Source organism: Leisingera sp. G5_S3_59_S7 (assembly GCF_054968485.1).
Genome location: NZ_JBQKUH010000003.1, coordinates 91676 through 115188, shown reverse-complemented (window position 1 = coordinate 115188; position 23513 = coordinate 91676). Strand labels below are relative to the sequence as shown.

24 protein-coding genes are annotated in these 23513 nt (G+C 59.5%); 19 read left to right on the top strand and 5 right to left on the bottom strand.

What is annotated here, in order from left to right; all coding sequences use genetic code 11:
• The first annotated feature begins 2 nt into the window (after nt 1-2).
• Complete coding sequence (locus ACTRWG_RS03040) at nt 3-797, top strand: carbon-nitrogen hydrolase family protein (protein ID WP_027234974.1); 795 nt, start codon at nt 3-5, stop codon at nt 795-797.
• A 185-nt stretch (nt 798-982) separates the two neighbouring features.
• Here ACTRWG_RS03040 and ACTRWG_RS03035 read toward each other — a convergent pair whose 3' ends face one another.
• A complete protein-coding gene (locus ACTRWG_RS03035; RefSeq protein ID WP_027234973.1) occupies nt 983-1618 on the bottom strand; it encodes a TetR/AcrR family transcriptional regulator in 636 nt (211 codons plus the stop codon).
• Nucleotides 1619-1763: 145 nt separating this feature from the next.
• Between ACTRWG_RS03035 and ACTRWG_RS03030 the strand changes: the two genes are divergently transcribed.
• The 8 genes from ACTRWG_RS03030 to ACTRWG_RS02995 all read left to right on the top strand — a co-directional run bounded on the left by ACTRWG_RS03030 (nt 1764) and on the right by ACTRWG_RS02995 (nt 10030).
• Nucleotides 1764-3158 carry an aminotransferase gene (locus tag ACTRWG_RS03030; RefSeq protein ID WP_027234972.1) on the top strand — a complete coding sequence of 465 codons (1395 nt, stop codon included), beginning with the start codon at nt 1764-1766 and terminating at the stop codon, nt 3156-3158.
• Nucleotides 3155-4174, top strand: coding sequence for an agmatine deiminase family protein (locus ACTRWG_RS03025; RefSeq protein ID WP_027234971.1), 1020 nt, complete (start codon nt 3155-3157; stop codon nt 4172-4174). The genes ACTRWG_RS03030 and ACTRWG_RS03025 overlap by 4 nt, the downstream gene beginning before the upstream one ends.
• Nucleotides 4167-5048 carry an N-carbamoylputrescine amidase gene (gene aguB, locus ACTRWG_RS03020; protein WP_027234970.1) on the top strand — a complete coding sequence of 294 codons (882 nt, stop codon included), beginning with the start codon at nt 4167-4169 and terminating at the stop codon, nt 5046-5048. Before ACTRWG_RS03025 ends, aguB begins: the two co-directional genes overlap by 8 nt.
• Nucleotides 5049-5075: 27 nt before the next feature.
• On the top strand, nt 5076-5930 hold the full coding sequence (locus ACTRWG_RS03015; protein ID WP_027234969.1) for an ABC transporter permease: 855 nt from the start codon (nt 5076-5078) through the stop codon (nt 5928-5930).
• On the top strand, nt 5927-6745 hold the full coding sequence (locus ACTRWG_RS03010) for an ABC transporter permease (RefSeq protein WP_027234968.1): 819 nt from the start codon (nt 5927-5929) through the stop codon (nt 6743-6745). The genes ACTRWG_RS03015 and ACTRWG_RS03010 overlap by 4 nt, the downstream gene beginning before the upstream one ends.
• An 11-nt stretch (nt 6746-6756) precedes the next feature.
• Nucleotides 6757-7851 carry an ABC transporter ATP-binding protein gene (locus ACTRWG_RS03005; RefSeq protein WP_027234967.1) on the top strand — a complete coding sequence of 365 codons (1095 nt, stop codon included), beginning with the start codon at nt 6757-6759 and terminating at the stop codon, nt 7849-7851.
• Nucleotides 7852-7879: 28 nt separating this feature from the next.
• Nucleotides 7880-8926, top strand: coding sequence for an extracellular solute-binding protein (locus tag ACTRWG_RS03000; protein ID WP_027234966.1), 1047 nt, complete (start codon nt 7880-7882; stop codon nt 8924-8926).
• A 66-nt stretch (nt 8927-8992) separates the two neighbouring features.
• Nucleotides 8993-10030: an agmatine deiminase family protein gene (locus ACTRWG_RS02995; RefSeq protein WP_027234965.1), complete on the top strand. Its 1038-nt coding sequence runs from the start codon at nt 8993-8995 to the stop codon at nt 10028-10030.
• Between the two features lie 253 nt (nt 10031-10283).
• On the opposite strand, the gene ACTRWG_RS02990 is transcribed toward ACTRWG_RS02995, so the two are convergent.
• Entirely contained in the window at nt 10284-11213 is a 930-nt protein-coding gene (locus ACTRWG_RS02990) for a LysR family transcriptional regulator (RefSeq protein WP_027234964.1), read from the bottom strand.
• A 90-nt stretch (nt 11214-11303) separates the two neighbouring features.
• Here ACTRWG_RS02990 and ACTRWG_RS02985 point away from each other — a divergent pair, with 90 nt between their 5' ends.
• Both ACTRWG_RS02985 and ACTRWG_RS02980 read left to right on the top strand, forming a co-directional pair.
• Complete coding sequence (locus tag ACTRWG_RS02985) at nt 11304-12032, top strand: pirin family protein (protein ID WP_027234963.1); 729 nt, start codon at nt 11304-11306, stop codon at nt 12030-12032.
• Between the two features lie 18 nt (nt 12033-12050).
• Nucleotides 12051-12641 (top strand): isochorismatase family protein, encoded by a 591-nt coding sequence (locus ACTRWG_RS02980; RefSeq protein WP_027234962.1) that lies wholly within the window; start codon nt 12051-12053, stop codon nt 12639-12641.
• A gap of 248 nt (nt 12642-12889) precedes the next feature.
• Here the strand turns inward: ACTRWG_RS02980 and ACTRWG_RS02975 are convergent, their stop codons facing one another.
• Both ACTRWG_RS02975 and ACTRWG_RS02970 read right to left on the bottom strand, forming a co-directional pair.
• On the bottom strand, nt 12890-14314 hold the full coding sequence (locus ACTRWG_RS02975) for a pyridoxal phosphate-dependent decarboxylase family protein (protein ID WP_084299504.1): 1425 nt from the start codon (nt 14312-14314) through the stop codon (nt 12890-12892).
• A gap of 274 nt (nt 14315-14588) precedes the next feature.
• A complete protein-coding gene (locus ACTRWG_RS02970) occupies nt 14589-15194 on the bottom strand; it encodes a DMT family transporter (protein WP_245597340.1) in 606 nt (201 codons plus the stop codon).
• Nucleotides 15195-15287: 93 nt separating this feature from the next.
• Here ACTRWG_RS02970 and ACTRWG_RS02965 point away from each other — a divergent pair.
• Nucleotides 15288-16417, top strand: a protein-coding gene (locus ACTRWG_RS02965; protein WP_462828933.1) for an IS3 family transposase whose coding sequence is annotated in 2 segments (ribosomal slippage) — nt 15288-15534 and nt 15534-16417 — 1131 coding nt in all. Because the reading frame shifts where the segments join, the coding sequence is not laid out codon by codon here.
• Between the two features lie 207 nt (nt 16418-16624).
• Here ACTRWG_RS02965 and ACTRWG_RS02960 read toward each other — a convergent pair.
• Nucleotides 16625-17590, bottom strand: a complete 966-nt coding sequence (locus ACTRWG_RS02960) for a LysR family transcriptional regulator (protein WP_027234958.1) — start codon at nt 17588-17590, stop codon at nt 16625-16627.
• Between the two features lie 134 nt (nt 17591-17724).
• Between ACTRWG_RS02960 and ACTRWG_RS02955 the strand changes: the two genes are divergently transcribed.
• From ACTRWG_RS02955 to ACTRWG_RS02925, 7 genes are all read left to right on the top strand, one after another.
• The gene (locus ACTRWG_RS02955; protein ID WP_027234957.1) at nt 17725-18501 is read left to right on the top strand and encodes a transporter substrate-binding domain-containing protein; all 777 of its coding nucleotides are present in this window, start codon (nt 17725-17727) and stop codon (nt 18499-18501) included.
• A gap of 220 nt (nt 18502-18721) precedes the next feature.
• Nucleotides 18722-19369, top strand: a complete 648-nt coding sequence (locus tag ACTRWG_RS02950) for an amino acid ABC transporter permease (RefSeq protein ID WP_027234956.1) — start codon at nt 18722-18724, stop codon at nt 19367-19369.
• A gap of 19 nt (nt 19370-19388) precedes the next feature.
• Entirely contained in the window at nt 19389-20045 is a 657-nt protein-coding gene (locus tag ACTRWG_RS02945; RefSeq protein ID WP_027234955.1) for an amino acid ABC transporter permease, read from the top strand.
• 16 nt (nt 20046-20061) lie between these two features.
• Nucleotides 20062-20832, top strand: a complete 771-nt coding sequence (locus ACTRWG_RS02940) for an amino acid ABC transporter ATP-binding protein (RefSeq protein ID WP_027234954.1) — start codon at nt 20062-20064, stop codon at nt 20830-20832.
• A complete protein-coding gene (locus ACTRWG_RS02935; RefSeq protein WP_027234953.1) occupies nt 20829-22181 on the top strand; it encodes an aminotransferase family protein in 1353 nt (450 codons plus the stop codon). The genes ACTRWG_RS02940 and ACTRWG_RS02935 overlap by 4 nt, the downstream gene beginning before the upstream one ends.
• Nucleotides 22178-22870 (top strand): CoA transferase subunit A, encoded by a 693-nt coding sequence (locus ACTRWG_RS02930; protein WP_027234952.1) that lies wholly within the window; start codon nt 22178-22180, stop codon nt 22868-22870. Before ACTRWG_RS02935 ends, ACTRWG_RS02930 begins: the two co-directional genes overlap by 4 nt.
• On the top strand, nt 22857-23510 hold the full coding sequence (locus ACTRWG_RS02925; protein WP_027234951.1) for a 3-oxoacid CoA-transferase subunit B: 654 nt from the start codon (nt 22857-22859) through the stop codon (nt 23508-23510). The genes ACTRWG_RS02930 and ACTRWG_RS02925 overlap by 14 nt, the downstream gene beginning before the upstream one ends.
• Nucleotides 23511-23513 lie beyond the last annotated feature (3 nt).

Here is a 23513-nt window from a genome sequence, read left to right as displayed (position 1 = left end):
CCATGACAGGCAACCTGAATATCGCAGTTGCCCAAAGCCCTGCGGACCTTGACGGTCCGCAGGCGCGGCTGGCGTGGCTTGGCAGCTGTCTGACCCGGCTGCAAGGGCAGCACACCGATCTGCTGGTGCTGCCTGAGCTGTTTCTGACCGGATATAACATCGGCAGCCGGGTTTCGGACTGGGCGGAACCAGCAGACGGTCCATCGGCGCAGGTGGTCGCGGAACTCGCCCGGGAGCACCAGGTGGCGATCCACTACGGATTTGCGGAGCAATCTGGCGGTGACCTGTTTAACTCAGCCTCGTGCATCGGCAAGGATGGAAACCTGCTGGCAACCCACCGCAAACTGCTGCTGCCTCCTGGCTTTGAAGGGGACCATTTCAGCCCTGGCGAAACCTACACGCTGTTCGAGCTGGAAGGGTTCAAAGCTGCCACACTGATCTGCTATGACGCCGAGTTCCCTGAAACCTTCCGGGCGGTTGCCCAAGCCGGGGCAGAGCTGGTTCTGGTTCCCACCGCTTTGGGCGCGCAATGGGGTGTGGTGGCAAACACCGTCATCCCTGCGCGCGCGTTCGAAAACGGGGTGTTCGTTTGCTACGCAAATTCCTGCGGGCATGAAAATGGCATGGACTATTTCGGGGGCAGCTGTGTCGTCGCGCCCAATGGGCAGGACTTGGCCAGAGCAGGGACGGGCGAAGAATTGTTGAAGGCACGCATGGGAAAAGGCGCGGTTCCAATGGCCCAATCCCGGTTGCCATACCTGACCGACCGGCTAAAACTCCCCGATCTGATCAACTGAAAAGATGAATGGAACCTGGCGATTGGCCATTTGTGCAACAAAAGAGGTTCACTGACTTCGAAATGGCTGAACTGGCGTACTGAATGGGAGAGTCTCCAATCGGACCGTGTCAGCCAATTCGTTTGAGTTTTCCTTCAGCACTTCGGCAACCGGAAACTGATCGTGGCAGTCATACTTGAATGAGATCAAAAATGATCTGGGAATAAGCTCTTTGCAATGTAAAGGCAGGTGCGCTCTGCCTTGCTGCGGTCGAATTCTTCTGCATGCAGGTGGAAGTCAGTCCACGTTCCCTCAAGGAGCGCTATCAGGCCGTCAGTTGCGAGTTCTGCGTCGGCATCAAGGTAATTCCCCTCGTCAATAAGAGTTTGGCAGAGCTCAATCATTACATCCCGCAGGCTCGCATCCCTGGAATCGATAGACTTGCGGTATTCCGGGTTCGAGTAAACCTCGGAGCGGAAGGAGAACCAAACAGCGACGTCACGCCGGTTCAGAAAGTCCGGGGAAAGATCCAGCTGGATGATCCTCCTCAGTTTTTCTGCAGCGGGCAAGCCCGGGTCCAGGGCCACCTTGTTCCAGCGTTCGGAGTAACTGTTCGACAAGTCTTCGGCGACAGCCAGCAGAAGGTTTTCCTTGGTCTTGAAGTGCAGGTTGATCATGCCCCGCGACAGGCCTGAAATCTCCTGGATTGCGGCAATGGTTGCGCCCCGGAAGCCGTGTTTGAAAATGGCTTCCGCGGCGGAATCCAACAGGTGGCGCCGATTCTTCGACTTGCTGAATTCCCTGGCGTTTAGCCCTTCCTCATGCTGGCCGGTATCGCGCACGTCTCCTTTGAACCTCTCTGCATTGAGTGAATGACCTTGAGTTTCCAATGACTTCACACAGCCAAGGCTCAAAGGCAAAAGCTTTTCTTGACTTTGAATGTATGTATGTTCAGTTTGTGATAAATGTTACAACGCAGGTGAGATCATGACGCTGCTGAATACCGACTTCGACACCGTCCGCGATTGGGACAACGGGCATTTTGTTCATCCGTGGGAGGGGATGGCCTATATCGGCCAGAATGACAGGACCTTCACCGAAGGCGGTGAAGGCATCTATGTCACGACGGAAACGGGCGAGCGCCTGATCGACGGACCGGCAGGCATGTGGTGCGTGCAGATCGGTTACGGAAACACTGAGATCGTCGATGCGATGGCGGAACAGGCGCGCGAGCTGGCTTATTTCTCGCCATTCAACAACGCGAACTCTACCTCCGCACGCCTGGCCCACGAAATAGCCAAACGTACGCCGGGGGATCTGAACCACGTGTTCTTCACGACCGGCGGTTCGACCGCCGTGGACAGCGCGCTGCGGTTCATCCAGTTCCGTAACAACATTCTGGGACGGCCGGAAAAGAAAATCGTCATCTCGCGTCAGAAGGCCTATCACGGCTCGACCTATCTGGCGGCCTCGTTGAGCGGCAAGGAGCGCGACAAGGGCTGGCTGGATCAGGCGGAGCATCTGGCTCACTTCCTGCCCAACGTGAACCCTTATGTCCGCGCCGAAGGCCAGAGCATCGAGGCCTTTCTGGATGAAAAGGTGGCGGATCTGGAGAACGCCATTCTGCAGATCGGCGCCGAAAAGGTGGCGGCATTAATTGCAGAGCCAATCCTTTGTTCGGGTGGGGTGATTGTCCCGCCGGCGGGCTACCACAAGCGCTGCCTCGAGGTGTGCCGTCGGCACGATGTGCTTTACATCTCTGACGAAGTTGTCACCGGTTTTGGCCGCATGGGCCACTGGTTCGCTTCGGAAGCGGTGTTCGATATCGTTCCTGACATCATCACCTGCGCCAAGGGCATGACCTCAGGCTATGTGCCGATGGGGGCCTGCATCATCTCGGACCGGCTGATTGCCGACGTTTCCGGTGACAAGTCCCGGGACGCGACCTTTTCGAACGGCTTCACTTACTCGGGCCATCCGGTCAGCGCAGCCGCTGCGCTCAAGAATATCGAGATCATCGAACGCGAGGGCATCCTTGAGCACGTGCGAAATGTCACTCCCCATTTCGAAGCACGGCTTGGAGCTCTCGCTGACCTCCCGCTTGTCGGAGATGCGCGCGGCAAGGGGCTGCTCGGCTGTGTCGAGTGTGTAGCAGATGCGTCGGCCGACGATGTGCTCGCGCTCGACAAAACCGTGGGTGCGATGATTGATGCACATTGCCAGGAAAACGGTCTCATCCTGCGCCCGATCATCAACATGTGCGTATTCTCGCCGCCGCTGGTGATCACGGATGGCCAGATCGACCAGATGTTCGACATCCTGGAGGACGGCATCCGCAAAACAACCGACGATCTCATCAAACAGGGGGTGAACCTCGCATGACACAGTACCGCATGCCTCCCGAGTGGGTCCCGCATGAGCGCACCTGGATGGCCTGGCCTTGTGCCGAAGGAACCTTTGGCGACAGCCTGCCGCAAGTGAGACGCGAATATGCTGATGTCGCCAAGGCCATAGCGCAGTTCGAACCTGTGGCCATGCTCTATGACCCGGAAAACGGCGATGGGCTCGAAGCGCTTGAAGGCCAAGCCAATATTGAGCTGGTCTCTTGCCCGCTGGATGACAGTTGGCTGCGCGACAACGGGCCGACCTTCGTGCTGGGCGACGATGGCTCGCTTGCTGGTGTGGACTGGACCTTTGACGGCTGGGGCGGTGATTGGCCCCACGAGAAAGATGCCAAGGTTGCCTCCCGCGTCATTGAGCTGGCGGGGGCAAAGCGGAACCCATCTGCCATGATCTATGAGGGCGGTGCGCTCAATATTGACGGCAAAGGGACGTGTGTGGTCACGCGGCAATGCTATGAACACCGCACCCGCAATGGCGGGCCAAGCCCGGAAGAATTCGAAGCAGAACTGTGCAAGCAGCTGGGCCTGTCCAAGATCATTTGGCTGAACCGCACGCTGGAGAATGACTCGACCAATGGCCACGTCGATGTCGTTGCGGCATTTGTGCCCGGCGGCGTCCTCTGCCAGGTCAGCGCCGATCCGGAGGATTCCGACTATCAGAACCTGCTGGACAACCGCGCCATTCTGGAAGCGGAGACTGATGCCGCAGGCCAGCCGCTGACGATTTTCCAGGTGACCTCGCCGCCTGTAGACCGCAAGCCGGACGGCAGCCGTCGCTTCCTGTCGTACGTCAATTTCTACCTGGTCAACGGCGGAGTGATCGTCCCGCAATACGGTTTCCCCGAGCACGACCAGGAAGCACTGGACGTCCTGTCGAGCCTGTTCCCGGACCGCATCGTAGTCGGCGTGCTGACCAACGCGATCGCTGATGGCGGGGGCAATATCCATTGCATCACCCAGCAGCAACCCAAAGCCGGAGCCCCCGCCCATGCGTAACGTAACCCTCGCTGCCACCCAGATGAGCTGTTCCTGGGACAAGGAAGACAATATTGCCACGGCTGAAGCGCTGGTGCGCGACGCAGCCGGCCGCGGTGCCAATGTGATCCTGATCCAGGAGCTGTTCGAGACACCCTATTTTTGCATCGAGCAGGCGCACAAGCATTTCGCGCTGGCCACCACGGTGGAGGAAAACACGGCAATCCGGCATTTCTCCTCCTTGGCGAGGGAGCTGGGGGTGGTCCTGCCAGTTTCCTTCTTTGAGCGTGCCGGGCAGAGCTATTTCAACTCTCTGGCCATGATTGACGCCGATGGAACGGTCATGGGGATCTACCGCAAGTCGCATATCCCCAATGACGTCGCTTATCAGGAGAAACAGTTCTTCAGCCCCGGCGATACCGGGTTCAAGGTTTGGGACACCGCCTTCGGGCGCGTGGGCGCGGCGATCTGCTGGGACCAGTGGTTCCCCGAAGCCGCCCGCTGCATGGTGCTGCAGGGCGCCGAAATGCTGCTTTACCCCACTGCGATTGGGTCCGAGCCGACCCGCCCGGATGCCGATTGCATTCCCCATTGGCAGACCGTGATGCGCGGCCACGCCGGGGCCAACCTGGTGCCGGTCTTGGCCAGCAACCGGGTGGGCGAGGAAGTCGCCACTGAGGACGGCAATCTGCGCATGGCTTTCTTCGGCGGATCGTTCATTGCCGACCACTTTGGCCAGAAAGTGGCCGAGGCCGGGCGCGAGGACGGTGTGGTTTTGACCGCAGAGTTCGACCTGGATGCGGTGGCTGAAATGCGCCGTTACTGGGGGATCTTCCGCGACCGCCGACCGGACCTCTATGGCGCGATCTGCACCTATGATGGGCGCACGGGCTGACAGCCGGAGGGAGGAAGCACGGTGACTTTGGACAAGAATGCCAGGCTGGGGCTGCTGCTGGCCACGCCGACCACGCTGTATGTGCTGCTGCTGATTGCAGCGCCGGTGGCGATGACGGTTGCCTACTCCTTCTGGACCCAGGAATTTGTGGACGTGTCGCGCGACTTCACCCTGTCCAACTATCAGGAAGTCTTTGCCGACCCGCTGTACCGCACGCTGATCTTCCGCTCGGTCCGGATCGCCGCGATGGTGACGCTGCTGACAGTTCTGCTGGCTTACCCGGTGGCCTACCACATCGCGTTCAACGTCAAGAAAAACAAGGCGATGTGGCTGTTCCTGGTAACCATCCCCTTCTGGACCAGCTACCTGCTGCGGGTGTTTTCCTGGAAGCTGATCCTGGCGCAGAACGGGGTGGTCAATTCCGCACTGCTCTGGCTCGGTGTCATCGACACCCCCATCGACACTCTGCTTTACAACTCCGAAGCCGTGGTGGTGACTTTGGCCCACGCTTGGGCGCCGTTTGCTATCCTGCCGATCTTCGTATCGCTGGAAAAGATCGACCGCAGCCTGCTGGAAGCGGCAAAGGATCTGGGCGAAGGCCCGGTACGGACTTTCCTTCGGGTGACCCTGCCGCTGTCGATCCCCGGCATCATCGGCGCCAGCATGATCATCTTTATTCCCACCGTTGGCGACTACGTCACCCCGGCGCTGGTCGGCGGCTCAGACGGTGCGATGGTCGCCAACATGATCCAGGTCCAGTTCGGCAAGGCCAACAACTGGCCGCTGGGGGCGGCGCTGGCGTTGTCGGCAGTGGTCTGCGTCACGTCGGCAGCCTGCCTGCTTGTGCTGGGTCTGAAACTGATCGAAAGGAGCCTTAAATGAACCGCGTTGTTGCTGTCCTTTCGCGGATTGGCAGGCTGCTGCCCACTTATGCTGTGCTCTATATCGGGTTCCTGTACCTGCCGATCCTGCTGCTGCCGCTGTTTTCCTTCAACGACTCCAAGGTACTCGGCTTTCCGCTGACGGGTTTCACAACAAAATGGTACGTGAGCCTGGCTGAACAGACGGCGTTGTTTGACGCACTCAAGAACAGCCTGATCGTGGCCGTTGTTTCTGCAGTGGTGGCCACCAGCCTGGGCACGCTGATCTCACGCGCGATCACCAAGCACCGCTACCCGCTGCGCCGGACCAGCCAGACCATCGTCATGGCACCGCTCGTGATGCCCGAAATCATCATCGCCATTTCGCTGCTGATCGTGTTCCTCGGCATCGGGATCGGCACCACGCTGTTCACCGTGATCCTGGCCCATTCGCTGCTGACCATTCCGTTCTGCGTGTCGATCATGACATCAGCCTTCGGCCAGTTCGATGATGCTCTGGAAGAGGCCGCAGTTGACCTCGGCGAAACCTCCTGGGGCGCACTGCGGCGGGTGACGCTGCCGGTTGTCTCGCCGGGGATCATTTCCAGCCTGCTGATCAGCTTTACGGTCTCCTTCGATGAGTTCATCTTGGCCTTCTTCCTGTCCGGCAACAGCCCGACGCTGCCGGTCTATATCTGGAGCCAGGTGCGCTTCCCGGCGAAGCTGCCGAACGTGATCGCGCTCGGCTCGCTCCTTATCCTTATTTCCATTCTGTTCCTGCTGGTGGCCGAACGCTTCCGCCGCCGCAGCGAACGTTTCACACAGCAACCTGAGTAGGACCTACCGGCATGGACCATAAGATCGCCGTCAATATCGCCAATGTCAGCAAGTCCTTCGGAAGCTTCCAGGCTGTCAGGAACGTGAACCTGCAGCTGAAGGAGGGGGAGTTCTTCTCTCTTCTCGGCCCCTCGGGCTGCGGCAAGTCCACGCTGCTCAGAATGATCGCAGGCTTCGAGGAACCGTCGGAAGGCACCATCTCCATCGGCGGTCTGCCTATGGCCGGGATTGATGCCAACCACCGGCCAACGAATATGGTCTTTCAGAGCTACGCCATCTTTCCGCATTTGAACGTCGAGGAGAACATCATCTTCGGCCTGGCGCGCTCCGGTCTGAGTCGATCAGAAAAGCGGGCCAGGGCGGAAGACATGCTGGCCAAGGTCGGCCTGGAGGGGCTGGGCCGGCGCGGCGCGCATGAGCTGTCCGGCGGCCAGCGCCAGCGGGTGGCCCTGGCCCGGGCCCTGGTACTGGAACCCAAGGTCCTGCTGCTGGACGAGCCGATGTCGGCGCTCGACAAGAAGCTGCGCGAACAGATGCAGATGGAGCTGCGGGCATTACAGCGCTCGGTTGGGATCACCTTCCTGATGGTAACCCATGACCAGCATGAGGCGATGACGATCTCGGACCGCTGCGGCGTGATGTTCGAGGGCAAGCTCGCACAGGTTGCCACGCCGCACGAGCTCTATCAGAAGCCCAACACCAAACAGGTCGCGGATTTCATCGGCGGAATGAACTTCTTCGATGGCAGTATCAAGGCCAATGGCGGCAATCGGCTTGAAGTTGAATTGCCTCGGTTCGGGCAGCTTTCGGTCGATGCGCATGGCGTTTCGGATGGCATTGGAGCCGCAGTCACGATCGGCCTGCGGCCCGAGCGCGTTCATATCGGCAGCGGCCGCCCTGAAGGGGCCGATGTGGCCGTTCCAGCGCGCGTGATCGACCGGGCCTTCTATGGCGAAACAATCCACTACTACCTGGAGCTTGAGGGCCGGACTGATCCGCTGATCGCCTCGGTGACAAATTTCGAACGGGCTGACCATTTTGAGATTGGTGATGCCGTGTGGTCAGGCTTTCGCGGCGGTGCGGCCGTCGCCCTTCCCCAGAAATGAACTGAATGTCCTGAGAGGAGGAATACTCATGAAGATCAAATCTCTTTCTGCCGGGCTGGCCCTGGGAGCGCTGGCCGCCTTTGGCGCCAGTGCAGGCCAGATCACCGTGTTTGACTGGTCCGGCTACGACGATCCAGGCTTCTTTAACGCCTATGTCGAAAAACATGGAAGCGCCCCCGACTTCTCGTTTTTTGCGGATGACCACGAGGGCTTCAACAAGCTGCGTTCCGGTTTCAAGGCCGATCTGGCCCATCCCTGCAGTGGGTTGATCGGTAAGATGCGCGCTGCCGACCTGATCAAGCCGATTGACACCGCGCGCTTGGATGCCTGGGGCGAACTGCTTCCCACATTGGCTCAACTGCCGGAAGTGTCGTCGGACGGCCAAGTCTGGATGGTGCCTTTTGATTGGGGAAATACCGGTCTCGTCTACCGGACAGATCTCGTCGCAGGCGATATCGACCTGAAGATGCTGGCGGACCCGGCGCTGGCCGGCAAGGTTTCACTGCCGGACGTGGTCGAAGATGCCTACGGGTTTGCAGCGCTGGCTGTTGGCGTCAACGACTGGAGCGAAATGACGGATGAGAAATTCCAGGAGGCGTCGGACTTCCTGCGGGCAGTCCATAAAAACGTGCGTTTCTACTGGAGCGATCAAGGGCAGTTGGATGCGGCCATCAAGTCAGGAGAGATCCACGCCGCCTGGGCCTGGAATGCGACCGAACTGGCGCTGATCTTCGATAATGTTCCGGTGAAAATGGTGCGTGACCCTGAAGTGGGCGTTGCCAGCTGGGCTTGCGGCTATGTGCATCTCAAGGACGGCGAAGGCAGCGATGAGGACGTGTATGACTTCCTGAACGCGCTGTCGGATGCCGAGAGCGGAAAGTACCTGATCGAGGCTTGGGGCTATGCACACGCCAACGCTGGTTCCTATGGGATCGCCGATCAGGAGGCTGTGAGAGCTTACGGCTATTCCGACCCCGAAGGCTTCATGGCTGAAAGCCTGTTCGGTTTCCGCGTCTCCAACGAGATGGCCGCGAAGATGCTGAAGGAATTCGAGCGGATCAAAGCCGGTTTCTGATCCGCCCGCAGATCACCCAATGGCGGCGCCAGCGCCGCCGCAACCCTGCCACCACATGAGAGATCCATGGTAAAAACACCCTACGCTGACGGTTTCCGTATGCCTGCCCGGTTTGCACCCCACGCCCGTACCTACATCGGCTGGCCGACCGAGCTGAACTACCGAAGTGACCTGGTGCGGACCCGGGTGGAATATGCCGGTGTCGTCCGCGCGGTGGCGGAATTTGAACCGGTGACAGTGATCGCCGACCCCAGTGACGCGGCCGGCGCGCGGGCCGAGCTTGCCGGCTGCAGCAATGCCGAGATCCTGGAAATCCCGATCAACGACGCCTGGCTGCGCGACAGCGGCTGGATCTTCGTCAAGAACGATGACGGCGAAGTCGCACTGGTCCAATTCCAGTTTAACGGCTGGGGCGGAAAATACGCCTGCGACAAAGACATGCGCGTTGCCGAACACCTTACCGACCATCTCGGCATCAGGCTCTATCATGCGCCGTTCATTTGCGAGGGCGGCGGCATCACTGTCGACGGCGAAGGCACGCTGATCACCACCGAACAGGTGATGCGCAATGCCGACCGGTATAACGGTGTGTCGCGGGACGATCTCGAAGGGATGCTGCGGGATTACCTCGGCATTGAGAAGGTTATCTGGCTGGGGCTGGGGCTGGTCGAGGACGCCGGCACCGACGGTCATGCCGACAACGTGGTGGAATACCTCGCGCCCGGTGTTGTGCTGGCCCAGACGGTGACAGATCCGTCGAACCCGAACTATGAACTGTGCCAGGAAAACCTGCGCCGCCTCAAAGACGCAACGGACGCAAAGGGGCGCAAGCTCGAAGTGATCGAGATGCCGCGCTTGCCCTACACCGATCCTGCCCATGGGGAGCCCATGCCGGTGCCCTATGTGAATGCCTACGCCGTCAATAGTGCGTTGATCACCCCGATGATTGGAGGAGCAGATGACGAACAGGCGTGCGCCGAATTGGAAGAGCTGTTCCCCGGCCGCAGAATCGTGGGCGTGGACAGCACCTTTATCGCGCTCGATGGCGGCGGTATCGGCTGCATCACACAGCAGCAGCCTGCCGGTGCTTTGGCTGCTCCATAAGGCGCTGTCGGGCAAAATTGGTGAAAGTTGGCCTCGTACGGGGGCAACTTGACTTGGTGTTTGCCTTACGCGCATCGGTAAGTTTGGGCACTGACCCGGGTCTCGCGGCAAGCAGCAGCAAAGTCCGTTTTGGAGACGCTGCACAGCGGCGTAAGGAACTTCAGCAATTGGCAGGTTCGGGCCGTTCTCCTTCGCTGACTTGTAGGGAGGCAGGCCTAATCGCCACGGTGCCAAACCGGGCTTTGGTTAGCTGTTAGACTTTCTCGTATTGAAGCTCTCCCCCCAGGAAGCCGCTGTTGCCGCATGCATCCAGGATATGGCGCCGTACCGCCGCAACCTGGGGAGCAGCCAAACGTTCAGGACGGCAAAGCAAAGTCAGTGCCACTGGATCGGCAGACCAGTCAGGGACCAGGCGCACGAGATTGCCAGCTTGAATATGCACCTCTGTCAGTAAGGACGGGAGCAGGGCTGCTCCTTGCCCCGCAAGGACAGCCGCAAATGCAAGCTCCATCGAATTAACGCGCAGGCCGATCGTCGGCTCGATGATCTCCTGATGCCCTTCCATATTTCGAAACGCCCATTTGCCGGATTCTTGTGTGCGCAATACACAGGGCAACCTGGCCAAATCAGCAGGCCGGGAGAGACGGGGCATCCTTTCTGCAAAGGCCGGGCTGGCAAGAGGCGCGCGCTGCGCGGACGGCAGGGCAGCCGAAATAAACCGCCCTTTGTCTGCAGGACCGGTTCTGAAGGACAGATCTATGTCCTCTACCGCAAAATCCGATTTTGAATCATCGGCATGCAATTCAAGTTCGATAGCCGGGTAGCGGGACCGAAGGCTTGCCAGAAGCGGGACAAGCGCGGTGCAAAGAAGACTGTTGGGTCCTGAGACTGACACCCGCCCTGCAATCTTCCCGCTTCGGGCGAAGCCAAGCTGCGCCTCGGCCTCAAGCGCTGCATCCACCGGGCCGACGCAAATCTCGAAAATCCTGCGCCCAGCCGCGGTCGGGGCCACCGCCCGCCCAGACCGGTCCAGCAGGACCAGCCCCAATTCGGCTTCAAACAGCGCAAGCTTTTGGCTGATCGCCGACTTCGTGGTGTTCAGCTCCGCCGCTGCCGCGCTCATCGACCCGGCGCGCACAGTGGCCACCAGGGCCTTGGCGCAGGAATAGAATCTATCGTTCATAAATCCGAACGATAGTTAACAAACGGGTCATTTTCCAGAACAAATGAGATCCCTAAATTCTATTTCAGCGAACAGGCCAGGAGATGAGAAATGCAGACAGAGATGGTCTATCACCCCGCCGCGACCCGTGAGTTCAAGGACTTCGGCTTCATGCAGGCGCATCTGTCGTTCAAGCCGCACCTTGCAGAAGGGCGCCGGCGGTTCGGCCCGCTGATCACAATTGACGACGGCACGCTTGCACCGGACGCCCAAGGCTTTGGCCTGCATCCGCACCGGGATGTCGAAGTCGTCACCTTCATGGTGAGCGGAGAGGTGTCGCATATCGATCCGGTGGTGCCCGTTCACAACGGTACTGTGAAGTCGAAAGGCCTTCAGCTGATCACCGCCGGTACAGGCATCCTGCACAACGAGGTGAACAACTCGCGGACGAAGCCGATGCGTGCGCTGCAAATCTGGTTCGAGCCGCGGGCCAGAGGCCTGGCGCCGGCTTATTCCAGCAAGGAGCTGGAAACCGCGGACCACAGCAACCGGTTCCAGCTGGTGCTGTCGCCAGACGGCGCCGGTGGCTCACTTGTCGTGCAGCAGGAGGTGCGCCTGAGTTACGGCAGCTTCGACCGCCGCAGCGTGCTGAACTTCAGCCCGTCCAGCCCTGACCGCAGCCTCTACATCTTTATGATCGAAGGCGAGGCAACTGCTGCCGGCCGCGCCCTCAGGAAAGGGGATGGGCTGGGACTGCTCCGTGCCGGGGACGTGGCGGTTGAGGCTGCAGCCGGCGCTGAGCTCCTGATCTTCGAACTGCCTGCATCCGAAATCTCTTAACCAGGAAAGGACATCAACATGACCTCCAAAAAAGTGCCCCCCGAAAACGCAGCCACTGTTCTGATCGACCATCAGGTTGGCACCATGAACTGGGCGAAGTCCGTTGACCGCGATCTGATCGAAGCCAATACCCGGGCCTTGGCGCGGACGGCGGCGGCGCTTGGCATGCCGCTGGTGCTGACTTCCAGCATGGAAGACAACATGCAGGGGCCGCTGATGCCCGCGCTGGAAGAGATTGCGCCGGATGCCTTCGCCGCGCGGATCAAGCGCCCTGGCGTGGTGAACTGCTGGGATGACAGCGCCTTTGCCGCTGCCTGCCGCAACACCGGGCGCAGGCATTTCATCATGGCAGGCATAACCACTGACGTGTGTCTTGCCCCGCCTGCGATCAGTGCCGCCGAAGAGGGCTTTGCCGTGACCGCAGTTGTCGATGCTTCCGGTTCTCCCACTGCGCTGACGGATGAGATGGCGTTCCGCAAAATGGAGCGAGGCGGTGTCGAGCTCACCACAACCAGCGCGCTGCTTGCAGAACTTGCGGTCAATTGGGCCAGCGAGGCCGGACAGAAAATCATGCAGATCCTCGGCGAGGAAATCCTGAGCCGCGGATAGGCTCTCTGACCCATTGAAAGTAATGCGGGAGCGGCCGCCTCATTCATGGGGCGGCCATTAAACTTCGCAGGTGGTGCTAACTTTGAGAAAAAGCTCCCGATCTGGCAATAAAAGGAGCTTGAAAACGGCCACTATGGCCCGGCTGCGCAGGGGGTGCCAGGCGGGTCGAAGGAGTGACACCGAATGGTCCATTCGAGCCCACTGAAGCTCATTAATGCCTGACTGCAGCAATAAAACTTCTGGCCAACTCAGGGAACGCCAGCAGCACAAAGACGATAAGCTTCAATGATCTCGGATGACAAAAGATCAGCATCCTCTTCCCTCATACCGTATCCGATAACAGAGGCTCGAATGATCTTCCGGCCCGCCCATTCGCCATGGGTGGGGTATACCTTTCCATTGTCCTGAATGCGCTGCAGGACCCGCATGGTCAGATCGTCGCCATCCGGCCCCTCGCCGCAGCAGATTGCGACCTGATTGCTGTGGATCTGGTTCAGAACTGTCAGGCCGGGCTCGTTCGAAACCGTTCGGGCAATTCGCTCCGCCAGGCGGCAATGGCGTGCTACCAGTTCGCAAACTCCCGTCCGGCCAAGGTGCCGAAGTAGCGCATAGCTCGGGACACCTCTTGCACGCCGGGATAGCTCCGGCGTTGAATCACTTGGTTCCCAATGCTCTGTTGTTTCCGGGAGATAGGCGCCGCGGGCAGACATCGATGCAACAAGCGGCGCCCGGTCGCGCACGATGACCATGCCTGCATCGAATGGCGCGTTGAGCCACTTGTGCAGGTCAATCGCCCAACTGTCTGCTTTACCGACCCCCTCCAACCGGTTAGCCAATTCAGGCACGGCGGCGAGCCAGAGCCCGAAAGCACCATCCACATGAACCCAGCCGTTCCGCTCGCGCACCATTGGTATGAGCTCGGCAAACGGATCAAAGGCGCCGGTGTTTATTTGACCTGCCTGGAGGATAACAAGCGGCGGACCGCTGCAGCTGTCCAGGGCAGTCCGGAAAGCATCCGGCTTTATCCTGCCTTCGCCGTCTGTCGCGACGATGTTTGTTCGGCTCGCGCCAAAGCCAGCATAACGCAGGGCTGCGAATGGGGCAGAATGCGCGTCTTGCCCGATCAAAACGGGAATCTCGGGTGCCGAAAACAGCCCGTCAGCTTCAACATCCCACCCTTGCGAAGCCAGCAGCGCATTGCGTGCTGCCATGACGCCAACCATGTTCGCCACTGTGCCGCCGGTCACAAGACCGGCTCCGCTTTCGGACGGCAGTGACAGCAACTCGATAACCCAGTTGCAAACAGCGCGTTCCATTCCGGTTATTGCTGGTGTTTCAAAAGATGAACCCGCGTTCTGGCCCCAGGCGGATACCAGAATGTCGGCAGCTACACCGACGGGATGCGATGCGCCGAGGACATAGCCGAAGAAGGTCGGCCCCGCCATTTTGTGCAGCCCGCCTTCAGACCGCCGCACGATGTCCCCGATTACCTCACTTTCCGGCACCCCCGTTTCAGGAAGAGGGCTCAGAAAACGGCTCGCAGCTTCGCCAAGTCCCAATGCAGGCCGCGCAGGCGCCCTTGGCAGTTCCTGGCGATAGGTTTTCGCCGCCTTGTAGGCTGCTTCCAAAGCTTGCGCCTGCGCTTCACTCAAACCTTGCCGCACTCGTCCCATCACAAATACCCGCTACCAGAATGCTACCCGTGGAAAGGTAGCATGGATTGCTCTGAAATGCCTTGGTTTACATGTGGCCAAAGAGTGTTTCGTCCCGGCCGAGGCATTGGTTGTTTAGAAATGCTGTACCTGGTTGCGAACGGCCGCATTGGGGAGGCCGCACTGCGGCGACGGGAACCCTGACAAATGGCAGGTGAGGACCGTCCTTGCATCGCATAACGACCGCGATCGCGCACGTGCCGCACCCCATCCGAGGTCAGTTTCGGGCCCGAACTTATTTTTCGGGCTTTCTCGCAATAACTGTTGTTACAGTACGCGTCTTCCGGCTCCTGGTAATCGCTATCGCACCCAAAACCAGGGTGCAGGCTACGGCCTGGTGCATTGTGATCACTTCATCAAATGCAATAACTCCAACCGCAAACATCGTCGGTAATTCGATGCTTCCGACGACGGCAGTTTGGGAAGCGCCGATCAGGGGCGAACAGATCGTGTATACGAGCTGCGGCACAAGTGCCGTGATCAAACCAATTCCGACAATTAATACCCAGTCGGACTGCCCCGCCGGGAGCAACTCTGCGATGTCCGCACCCGCCATCAGCGGCAAAAGCCCAAGAACCGATCCCAAGGAAACGGAGGCAATGCGTGCAAGCGGCGGGATGCGGGACAGCCTGTGGACCAAATCACAAATACCGAAGCCAAAGCCGAAGGGGGCTGCCAACGACAGCAAAAGCATAGGAATGTGCTGCAGGGGCACCGATGCAGGCGAGCCTGCTATAATGGCCGCTACCGCAATGAGGCCTGAGGCGAGCAAAGCGCGCTTCGTAGGTGCATCGGAGAAGAAAGCCCAGGCAATGACCAGCGTGAAAACCGGGTAGGTCATGTAAAGCACGCCCACTGTCGATGCGGGCAGTGGACCTGTCCCGGTTTGATGCCGCTCCTTTGATAGCATTTATTGCAGCAAAGGAGATGAACTATGGGACTGAAGCGGACGGATGAATTCCGCCAAGATGCTGTGCGGATCGCATTAACGAGCGGGCTTACGCGTAAGCAGGTGGCTTCTGATTTAGGTGTTGGGCTGTCGACGCTGAACAAATGGATCACGGCACATCGAGACACTGATGCGGTGTCGAAAGAGGATTTGAGCCTCGCTCAGGAGAATGAACGCCTTCGGCGCGAGGTGCGCATTCTCAAGGAGGAGAGGGACATCCTAAAAAAGGCCGCCCAATTCTTCGCGGGCCTAAAGCAATGAGATTTAAGTTCATCGAAGAGCACCAAGACAGGTTCCCGGCCAAACGCCTATGCGATGTCGTCGGTGTCAGCACACGCGGATTGCGGGCCTTCCGCAGTCGGCCAGCCAGTCGCAGGCAGCGCTCTGATATGGTCACACTGGCGCACATCAAAGAACAGTCACGTCTCAGCCTGGGCAGCTATGGTCGGCCAAGAATGACCGAAGAGCTTAAGGAGATCGGCCTGGATGTTGGCCATCGCCGTGTGGGCCGTTTGATGCGCCAGAATGGCATATCCGTGGTTCGAACCCGCAAATACAAGGCCACGACCGATAGCGACCACCAGTTCAACATCGCACCCAATCTGCTGGATCGAAACTTCACAGCAGACCTGCCAAACCAGAAATGGGCGGGTGACATCAGCTATGTCTGGACGCGTGAGGGATGGTTGTATCTTGCTGTGATCCTGGACCTGCATTCCCGGCGTGTCATTGGGTGGGCCGTCAGCAATCGCATGAAGCGGGACTTGGCGATCCGGGCGCTGAAGATGGCTATCGCCTTCAGATCACCGCCTAAGGGCTGCATTCATCACACAGATCGCGGGTCGCAATACTGTTCACACGACTATCAAAAAATCCTGCGTCAGCATGGCTTCCAGGTGTCTATGAGCGGCAAGGGTAATTGTTACGACAATGCCGCGGTCGAGACGTTCTTCAAGACCATCAAAGCTGAACTGATCTGGCGACAGTCATGGGACACACGGCGTCAGGCTGAGATGGCCATCTTCCAGTACACCAACGGCTTCTACAATCCGCGACGCCGGCACTCAGCATTGGGCTGGAGAAGCCCGGTCGCTTTCGAACGGAAAGTGGCCTAAACGAGCAACTGGGGCGGCACTAAAACGCGACACGTCCACTCGAAGCAGGTTCGATCCCTCTCCTGTCATGGGAACCTTCTGTCTGATGATCGAGAAGGCCTCAATCGTCAGGCAGAAATGCCGTTCCCCAAATGCACCACTGTCAGATCATCGCTGAACCCCAGCCACCCGCGCCATTGCCGCGGAGCGGCTTCGTCCTCGGGTCGGCTACCGGTCTGATCCATATGTCCTCTCCCTGATGTCGATGGCGGATATTTCGGCCTCGCAAGCGGACAGAAACGCTGTTTCTGCGTCCGATTGGCGGCGCGCCGGGTTGGTAATCAGGTAGATATTCACCATCGGCAGCTCGTCATAGGGCGGCAGCTGGCGGATGCGCCCGGCTGCGACGTCCTGGCTTGCCACGTGAAGGGGCAATGCGCCTATCCCGATATTCGCCATGATCATCCGGCGGATTTCATTCAAGCTTGAGGACACGCCGCGCCAGGTATTGGCCAAGCCCATGCGGGCACGCAGGCGTGAAATGGCTTCAAGCGGGCCGCCTTCAGCTTCGGTTTGAAAAGCTACAAACGGTTCGCCCTCCAAGTCCTCCGGGGTGATGGTCCGAGCGCCGAATAATGGGTGGCGTGCGCCGCAATAGAGGCCAAAGTATTCCCGGTACAGGACCATGGTGTCCAGGTTTTGAGGAAGCGCTGACAGCAGGCATATCCCGAAACTGGCACGGTTTTGGGATATCATGGTCTCGACATCGTCGCTTTCGTGCACAGAGAAGGAATAGGTGACGTGCGGATGGGCCGCGCTGAACCGGCTCAGAAAATCTTCGAAATGCTCAGAGATCACAGAACTGGTGATGGCTATCGAGAGGTGCCCGCGCAGCTCTGTATTGTCGGCGTCAAGCAGAGATGGAAGCTGAGAGACGGAGCCGAAAATTTTGGCGCATTCCGTGTAAAGCGCCTGTCCCGAGCGGGTTATGGTGAACTCATTCGGCTTGCGAATGACAAGCGTCTTGCCGGTTGTTTGTTCAAGGCGTTTCAGGGCCGCGGACACCGTTGGCTGTTTCAGCCCTAGAAAATCCGCGGCCTTAGAGATGCCGCGCTGCTCGGCGACCACCATGAAAGTGCGCAGCAGGTTCCAATCCAGGTTCCAGGGGAAACGCTGCTGATGCGGCAGGCTCATAGATTTCACCTATATTGAAGGTAGCATATATTTATTTGCGCAATACAGGACGGTTGTGCAAGCTTTTGTTCAAGCGGCTCGTCCGCCACTGCGCACGGGCGAAAAGCCCGGCCTGTTTCAATAGGGAGAAAAAAATGACTGTCCGCCGAACCGTCCTGAAATCCGCGATTGCCGCAGCTGCCCTTGCAGTGGCCGGATTGAACACTGTTTCTGCAGAAGAGCTTGGCACCTTGAAAGAAAAGGGTGTCATCCGCATCGCAATGTCGGGTGCATACCCTCCGTTCAACTTTGTGAACGACGAAAACCAGGTTGTCGGCTTTGATCCGGCCATCGGCACCGAGATTGCCAAGAGGATGGGGATGGAAGCGGAAATCGTGACCACCGCATGGGATGGCATTATCGGCGGGCTGCTTGCCAACAAATACGATGCAATCGTTGGATCGATGACCATTACCGAGGAGCGCGATGAAGTTGTCGACTTTGTTGGGCCATACTACTCGGACAAGCGCGCCATCTTTTCCAAGCCGGGATCGGGCATTGCCGGGCTGGAGGATCTCGAAGGAAAGAAAGTCGGCCTGACCCTGGGTGAAACCCATGAGGACTGGGCGCGTGACAAGGGCTACGACATCAACACCTACAAAGGCCTGCCTGAGCTTCTGCTGGAGCTGGAAAACGGACGTGTTGACGCCATCGTCAACGACTCCATCGCTGCCATTCTTGCGATGAAGGAGAAGGGGCAGGAGTTCGAAATGTTCGGCGATCCGACGACCGAGCCTTTCGGGGCAGGCATAGCGATCCGTGAGGGTAGCCCGGAACTGGCGGCGGAAATGCAAAAGGCGCTGGATTCCATGATGGAAGACGGCACCTACCTTGCCATCGCCGAGAAGTGGATTGGCGCGGACATCCGCTGACAAGCCTTCCCCCTGCTGCCCAGCGCCGCGGCAGGGGCTTCGTCAATCCCGCATGACGGATCGCGCGCTCCCGCCAGAACGGACCAGCTGTCCGCGGCTGGATTGCACACGCCGATCTCAGCCAAAATACAGGTGTGGACTTGCATGTTATCCAGCAAGGGAATTCTTCTGCCGCAAACGGGCGCAGTACCGGCGCGCCGTCTAACCAGAGGAGTGGAACATGGACTTTGAATTGATGCTCAAGGTCTATCCGTTTTTTCTGGAGGCGGCCTGGACAACCATTCTGCTGTCGGTGCTGACTGCCATTCTAGGCCTGGCCTGTGGAACGCTGGGCGCTGCTGCCCGTCTGTCGCGTTTTGCGGTTCTGCGGTTGCTTGGTGCCGCCTATGTCAGCCTGTTCCGCGGTACGCCCGCGCTGATCCAGTTATTCATCTTGTATTTCGGCGGCCCGCAAATCGGCATCCAATTGGACGCTTTCGAGGCGGGCGTTATCGGATTGGGCATCAACGCCGGGGCATATGTGACCGAAACGATCCGCGGGGCGATCATCGCAATCGACAGAGGCCAGCGTGAAGCTGCCCGTACCCTGGGGTTGAGCAGCTGGCAGGCGACTTACAAGGTCATCCTGCCGCAAGCTGCGCGGCTGATGGTGCGCCCGCTTGGGGTTAACCTGAATATGCTGGTCAAGGCGACGGCTCTGGTGGCGGCGATCTCGGTCATCGAGCTTACTTACACCGCACAGCGTTATATCGGCTCGACCTACAAACCGTTCGAAATGTTCCTTCTCGCCGGGGTTCTCTACATGATCATCATCTATGCGGTTGGCCGGGGCGTTGCCTGGCTTGACCGCAAAGTTCAAATCACCTGATCGGAAAAAGGAAAGTCAGATGGGCCTCGATTTTTCGATCATTCCCAAATACTTGGATGTGATACTTCTGGGCTGTGCCTGGACCATCGGCATCACCGCCGCTGCTGCGATCCTCAGCTTCTTCGGTGGCATCGTCTTTGCAGTGATTGCGCTCTTTGCACCCTGGATCATCCGCCTGCCTTTCCGCCTGATCGAATGGGTCTTCATGGGGACGCCGCTCCTGCTGCAGCTGTTCCTGATCTACTTTGGCCTGGTGCAGATCGGCATCGACCTGCCGGCGTTCGTGGCGGGGATCATCGGCCTGGGCCTGCACTTTGCGGTTTACAATTCCGAATTGATTCAGACCGCGATCCTTGCCGTGGATAAAGGGCAGATGGAGGCCGCGCGCACCTTGGGGTTGAGCCGTGGTGAAGCCCTGCGCAAGGTGGTGATCCCGCAAGCGGTGCGCGACGTGATCCCGCCGATCGGAAACAACATGATCGCCCTGTTGAAAGACAGCGCCCTGGTGTCGGTGATCGGCGTCAGCGAATTGACGCTTTCGGCGCAGCGGGTGATCGGCAAGACGTACCGCCCGTTCGAATTCTACATCCTGGCTGCCGCGTTCTACTACGTCATCAACCTTTGCATGGAATGGGTGCAGCGCAGGATCGAACGCCGCATCTCCATCTCCCGCTGATTTCAGGAGGCCGCTCATGCCTGAACAGACAGACTTTGTCGAAATACGACACGCACAGAAATCCTTTGGCCCGGTTGAGGTTCTCAAGGACATCAGCCTGACCGTCAAACGCGGGCAGATCGTTGGCATCATCGGATCGTCAGGGTCCGGAAAATCCACGCTATTGCGGGCGATCAACGACTTGGACCCATTGACCAGCGGCGAAATCTGGCTGGATGGGGTGCAGGTGAACAGGAAGCTGCCCCACCGCCAGTATGAAAAGCACATCAATGAGATGCGCCAGCAGGTTGGCATGGTGTTTCAGCACTTCAACCTGTTTCCGCACATGACCGCGCGCGAAAACGTCACCATGGCGCCGAAAATGCTCAAGGGGCTGTCCAAGCAGGAGGCCGACAAGCTGGCCGAAGAGCAACTGGACAAAGTGGGGATGCTGGAGCGGATCGACTACTACCCCTCGCAGCTGTCCGGCGGGCAAAAACAGCGGGTCGCGATCGCACGGGCGCTGGCCATGAAGCCGAAGCTGATGCTGTTCGACGAAGCAACTTCGGCGCTGGACCCCGAACTTGTGGAAGAGGTGAACCTCGTTATGAAGCGGCTCGCCGAAGAGCATATGACGATGATCATCGTGACCCACGAAATGGATTTTGCAGCCTCGGTCTGCGATCGCGTCCTGTTCATGGACAAAGGCGTCGTTGTTGAAGAAGGCCCGCCGGAGATCGTGCTGAAGACCCCGGCCAAGGAAAGAACACGCGAATTTCTTCGCAAGCATATCGAGGGTGCAAAGTGAGCGACGCAAACTCCTGCCTGTTCTACCAGTCCCGCACACCGCGCCCGTTTCTGGATTACGGCGAGGGCATCTACCTGTTCGATGAGACTGGTAAACGCTACATCGACGGCTCCTCCGGTGCGATGGTGTCGAACATCGGCCATTCCAATCCGCGCGTTTTGGCCAAGATGAAGGCACAGATGGACAAGGCCACCTTTGGCTACCGCCTGCATTTCCGCACCCATCCATCAGAGGATCTGGCGGCAAAAACCGTCGCCATGACGCCGGAAGGGCTGGACCGGGTGTTTTTCGTGTCCGGCGGTTCGGAAGCGGTTGAAAGCGCTGTGAAATTGGCCCGGCAATACGCGGTCACCCAGGGCCAAAGCAGCCGCCACAGGGTGATTTCACGCTTTCCCTCGTATCACGGCTGCACCTTCGGCGCGCTGGATCTGACAGGGTACGACCCGCTGCGCGAACCGTTTGCACCAATGCTGGAGGGCATGCCCAAGGTGGCGGCGCCCGCGACCTATCTCGACCGCGATGACCTGAGCGAAGAAGAGCGCGGGCTGAAATATGCGGAGCTGCTGCGGGACCGGATCCTGGAAGAAGGGCCGGAAAACGTGCTGGCCTTTCTGATGGAGCCGGTCGGCGGGGCCTCCACCGGGGCCCTGGTCGCGCCGGACAGCTACTATGGCCGTGTCCGCGAAATCTGCGACGAGTTCGGTGTTCTGCTGATCTACGACGAGGTCATGACAGGCGCCGGCCGGACCGGCAAATTCCTGGCTGCCGAGCATTGGGGCATCACCCCGGATATCGTCGCCCTGTCCAAGGGCTTCGGCGCAGGCTACGCGCCCTTGGGGGCGATCGTCGCCAGCGCGCGCCTGGTGGAGCCGGTTCTGGACGCCGGCGGCTTCCTGCATGGCTTCACCTATGCAGGGAATCCGCTTGCCTGTTCCGCCGGGCTTGCCGTTCTGGAAGAGTTGGAAGATCAGGGGCTGATCGGGAACGCTGCCAAGATGGGGGAGGTCCTTATGGCAGGCCTGCGTGCATTGATGAACCGCTATCCCTTTATCGGCGACGTGCGCGGCAAAGGGCTTCTGACGGCCTTCGAGCTTGTCTCGGACCGCGCAACCCTGGCCCCCTTGCCGCCAAGCCTTGATGCTCATGCGCGGCTTGTCGAACTTGCTTATGAGCGCGGCCTGATCATTTATTCCCGGCGCACCCGCGGCGGCACCGCTGGTGACCATTTCCTGATTGCCCCGCCGCTGATTGTCACCGAAGCGCAGATCGGTGAAATCATGGCGATCCTGCAGGACGCTCTGGATGCATTTGCCAACGAGGCGGGACTGCCTATCGCGGAGGCCGCATGAGGCTGCCTGACAAAAGCTGCACAATCGAAAGCGCTATTGCCGGCATCAAGGATGGCAGCACGGTGATGGTGGGCGGCTTTGGTGTGCCCGGCACACCAATGGCGCTGATCAGGGCTCTTGCTGCCCACGGCGCGCGCCGCCTGACGCTCATCAAGAACGACGCGAACGAGCCCGGCATGGGAATCGACCATCTGTTGCAGAGCGGGCAGGTGGCGCGGCTTATCACCACCCATCTGGGGCTGAACAGCCACGCGATTTCGCTGATGAACGAAGGCAAGATCGAGGTCGAATTCAACGCGCAAGGCATTCTTGCCGAACGCATCCGGGCGGGCGGCGCCGGGATCGGCGCGGTGCTGAGCGATATTGGCATCGGCACAGAGCTGGCGGCCGGAAAGCAGGTGGTCGAGATCGCAGGACGGCCCCATTTGGTCGAGACCGCCCTGCGCGCGGACGCGGCGCTGATCCATGCCGGCCGGGCGGATACCTTCGGCAATCTTGCCTATGCCGCGACAGCGCGGAATTTCAATCCGCTGATGGCGATGGCATCCGATTGCGTGATTGTTGAGGCCGAGACCCTTCTTCCGCCGGGGGGGCTGGCGGCGGATGCAATTCATACGTCCGGAGTTTTTGTCGATCACGTGGCTGAATTGGGTGAGCTGTCGGAGGAGTACGCCGTTGTCCAGCGCTAAGGAACGCATGATTGCCCGCGCCGCGCGTGAGATTGCACCGGGCATGGTGGTCAATCTCGGGATCGGCTTGCCGACCCGGGTCGTCAACCATCTGCCTGCTGATTTCCCGGTATGCCTGCATACCGAAAACGGCCTGGCGGGCATCGGCCCGGCGGTGCCGCCGGAACAGGCGGACCGCAATCTGATCGACGCAGGGGGCGGCTATGTCTCGACCGTGCCGGGATCGGCCTTTTTCGACAGCGCCACCAGCTTTGCGATGGTGCGCTCCGGGCGCCTGGATCTGACTATGCTGGGGGCGTTCGAGGTCGGCGCGAATGGTGATCTGGCCAACTGGAAAATCCCTGGTAAGTTCAGCCCCGGCGCAGGCGGCGGCATTGAGCTTGCGCAGAAAGCGCGGCGGGTGGTGGTGCTGACCACGCATACCGACCGGGCCGGCAATCCCAAACTGAAGTCCGAATGCGCCCTGCCGCTGACGGCCCGCGGCTGTGTGGCGCGGGTTTTTACCGATCTGGCAGTGATTGATGTGTCGCCGCAGGGATTTGTTCTGGCTGAAACTGCAAAAGGTGTCAGCGCGGCTGAAGTGGCCGAGGCCACCGGCGCACCGCTGATCCGTCCTGATACCGACCTGCCAGCATTTTGAGGC

Excerpts from the sequence above, each read along its gene's own strand:
- ACTRWG_RS02945 (WP_027234955.1), top strand. The coding sequence starts at position 19,389 with ATGGGCCTCGATTTTTCGATCATTCCCAAATACTTGGATGTGATACTT.
- ACTRWG_RS02975 (WP_084299504.1), bottom strand. The coding sequence starts at position 14,314 with ATGGGACGAGTGCGGCAAGGTTTGAGTGAAGCGCAGGCGCAAGCTTTG.
- ACTRWG_RS03005 (WP_027234967.1), top strand. The coding sequence starts at position 6,757 with ATGGACCATAAGATCGCCGTCAATATCGCCAATGTCAGCAAGTCCTTC.
- ACTRWG_RS03040 (WP_027234974.1), top strand. The coding sequence starts at position 3 with ATGACAGGCAACCTGAATATCGCAGTTGCCCAAAGCCCTGCGGACCTT.
- ACTRWG_RS02930 (WP_027234952.1), top strand. The coding sequence starts at position 22,178 with ATGAGGCTGCCTGACAAAAGCTGCACAATCGAAAGCGCTATTGCCGGC.
- ACTRWG_RS02995 (WP_027234965.1), top strand. The coding sequence starts at position 8,993 with ATGGTAAAAACACCCTACGCTGACGGTTTCCGTATGCCTGCCCGGTTT.
- ACTRWG_RS02950 (WP_027234956.1), top strand. The coding sequence starts at position 18,722 with ATGGACTTTGAATTGATGCTCAAGGTCTATCCGTTTTTTCTGGAGGCG.
- ACTRWG_RS02940 (WP_027234954.1), top strand. The coding sequence starts at position 20,062 with ATGCCTGAACAGACAGACTTTGTCGAAATACGACACGCACAGAAATCC.
- ACTRWG_RS02960 (WP_027234958.1), bottom strand. The coding sequence starts at position 17,590 with ATGAGCCTGCCGCATCAGCAGCGTTTCCCCTGGAACCTGGATTGGAAC.
- ACTRWG_RS03000 (WP_027234966.1), top strand. The coding sequence starts at position 7,880 with ATGAAGATCAAATCTCTTTCTGCCGGGCTGGCCCTGGGAGCGCTGGCC.
- aguB (WP_027234970.1), top strand. The coding sequence starts at position 4,167 with ATGCGTAACGTAACCCTCGCTGCCACCCAGATGAGCTGTTCCTGGGAC.
- ACTRWG_RS02955 (WP_027234957.1), top strand. The coding sequence starts at position 17,725 with ATGACTGTCCGCCGAACCGTCCTGAAATCCGCGATTGCCGCAGCTGCC.
- ACTRWG_RS03025 (WP_027234971.1), top strand. The coding sequence starts at position 3,155 with ATGACACAGTACCGCATGCCTCCCGAGTGGGTCCCGCATGAGCGCACC.
- ACTRWG_RS03010 (WP_027234968.1), top strand. The coding sequence starts at position 5,927 with ATGAACCGCGTTGTTGCTGTCCTTTCGCGGATTGGCAGGCTGCTGCCC.
- ACTRWG_RS02970 (WP_245597340.1), bottom strand. The coding sequence starts at position 15,194 with ATGACCTACCCGGTTTTCACGCTGGTCATTGCCTGGGCTTTCTTCTCC.
- ACTRWG_RS02990 (WP_027234964.1), bottom strand. The coding sequence starts at position 11,213 with ATGAACGATAGATTCTATTCCTGCGCCAAGGCCCTGGTGGCCACTGTG.
- ACTRWG_RS02980 (WP_027234962.1), top strand. The coding sequence starts at position 12,051 with ATGACCTCCAAAAAAGTGCCCCCCGAAAACGCAGCCACTGTTCTGATC.
- ACTRWG_RS02985 (WP_027234963.1), top strand. The coding sequence starts at position 11,304 with ATGCAGACAGAGATGGTCTATCACCCCGCCGCGACCCGTGAGTTCAAG.
- ACTRWG_RS03030 (WP_027234972.1), top strand. The coding sequence starts at position 1,764 with ATGACGCTGCTGAATACCGACTTCGACACCGTCCGCGATTGGGACAAC.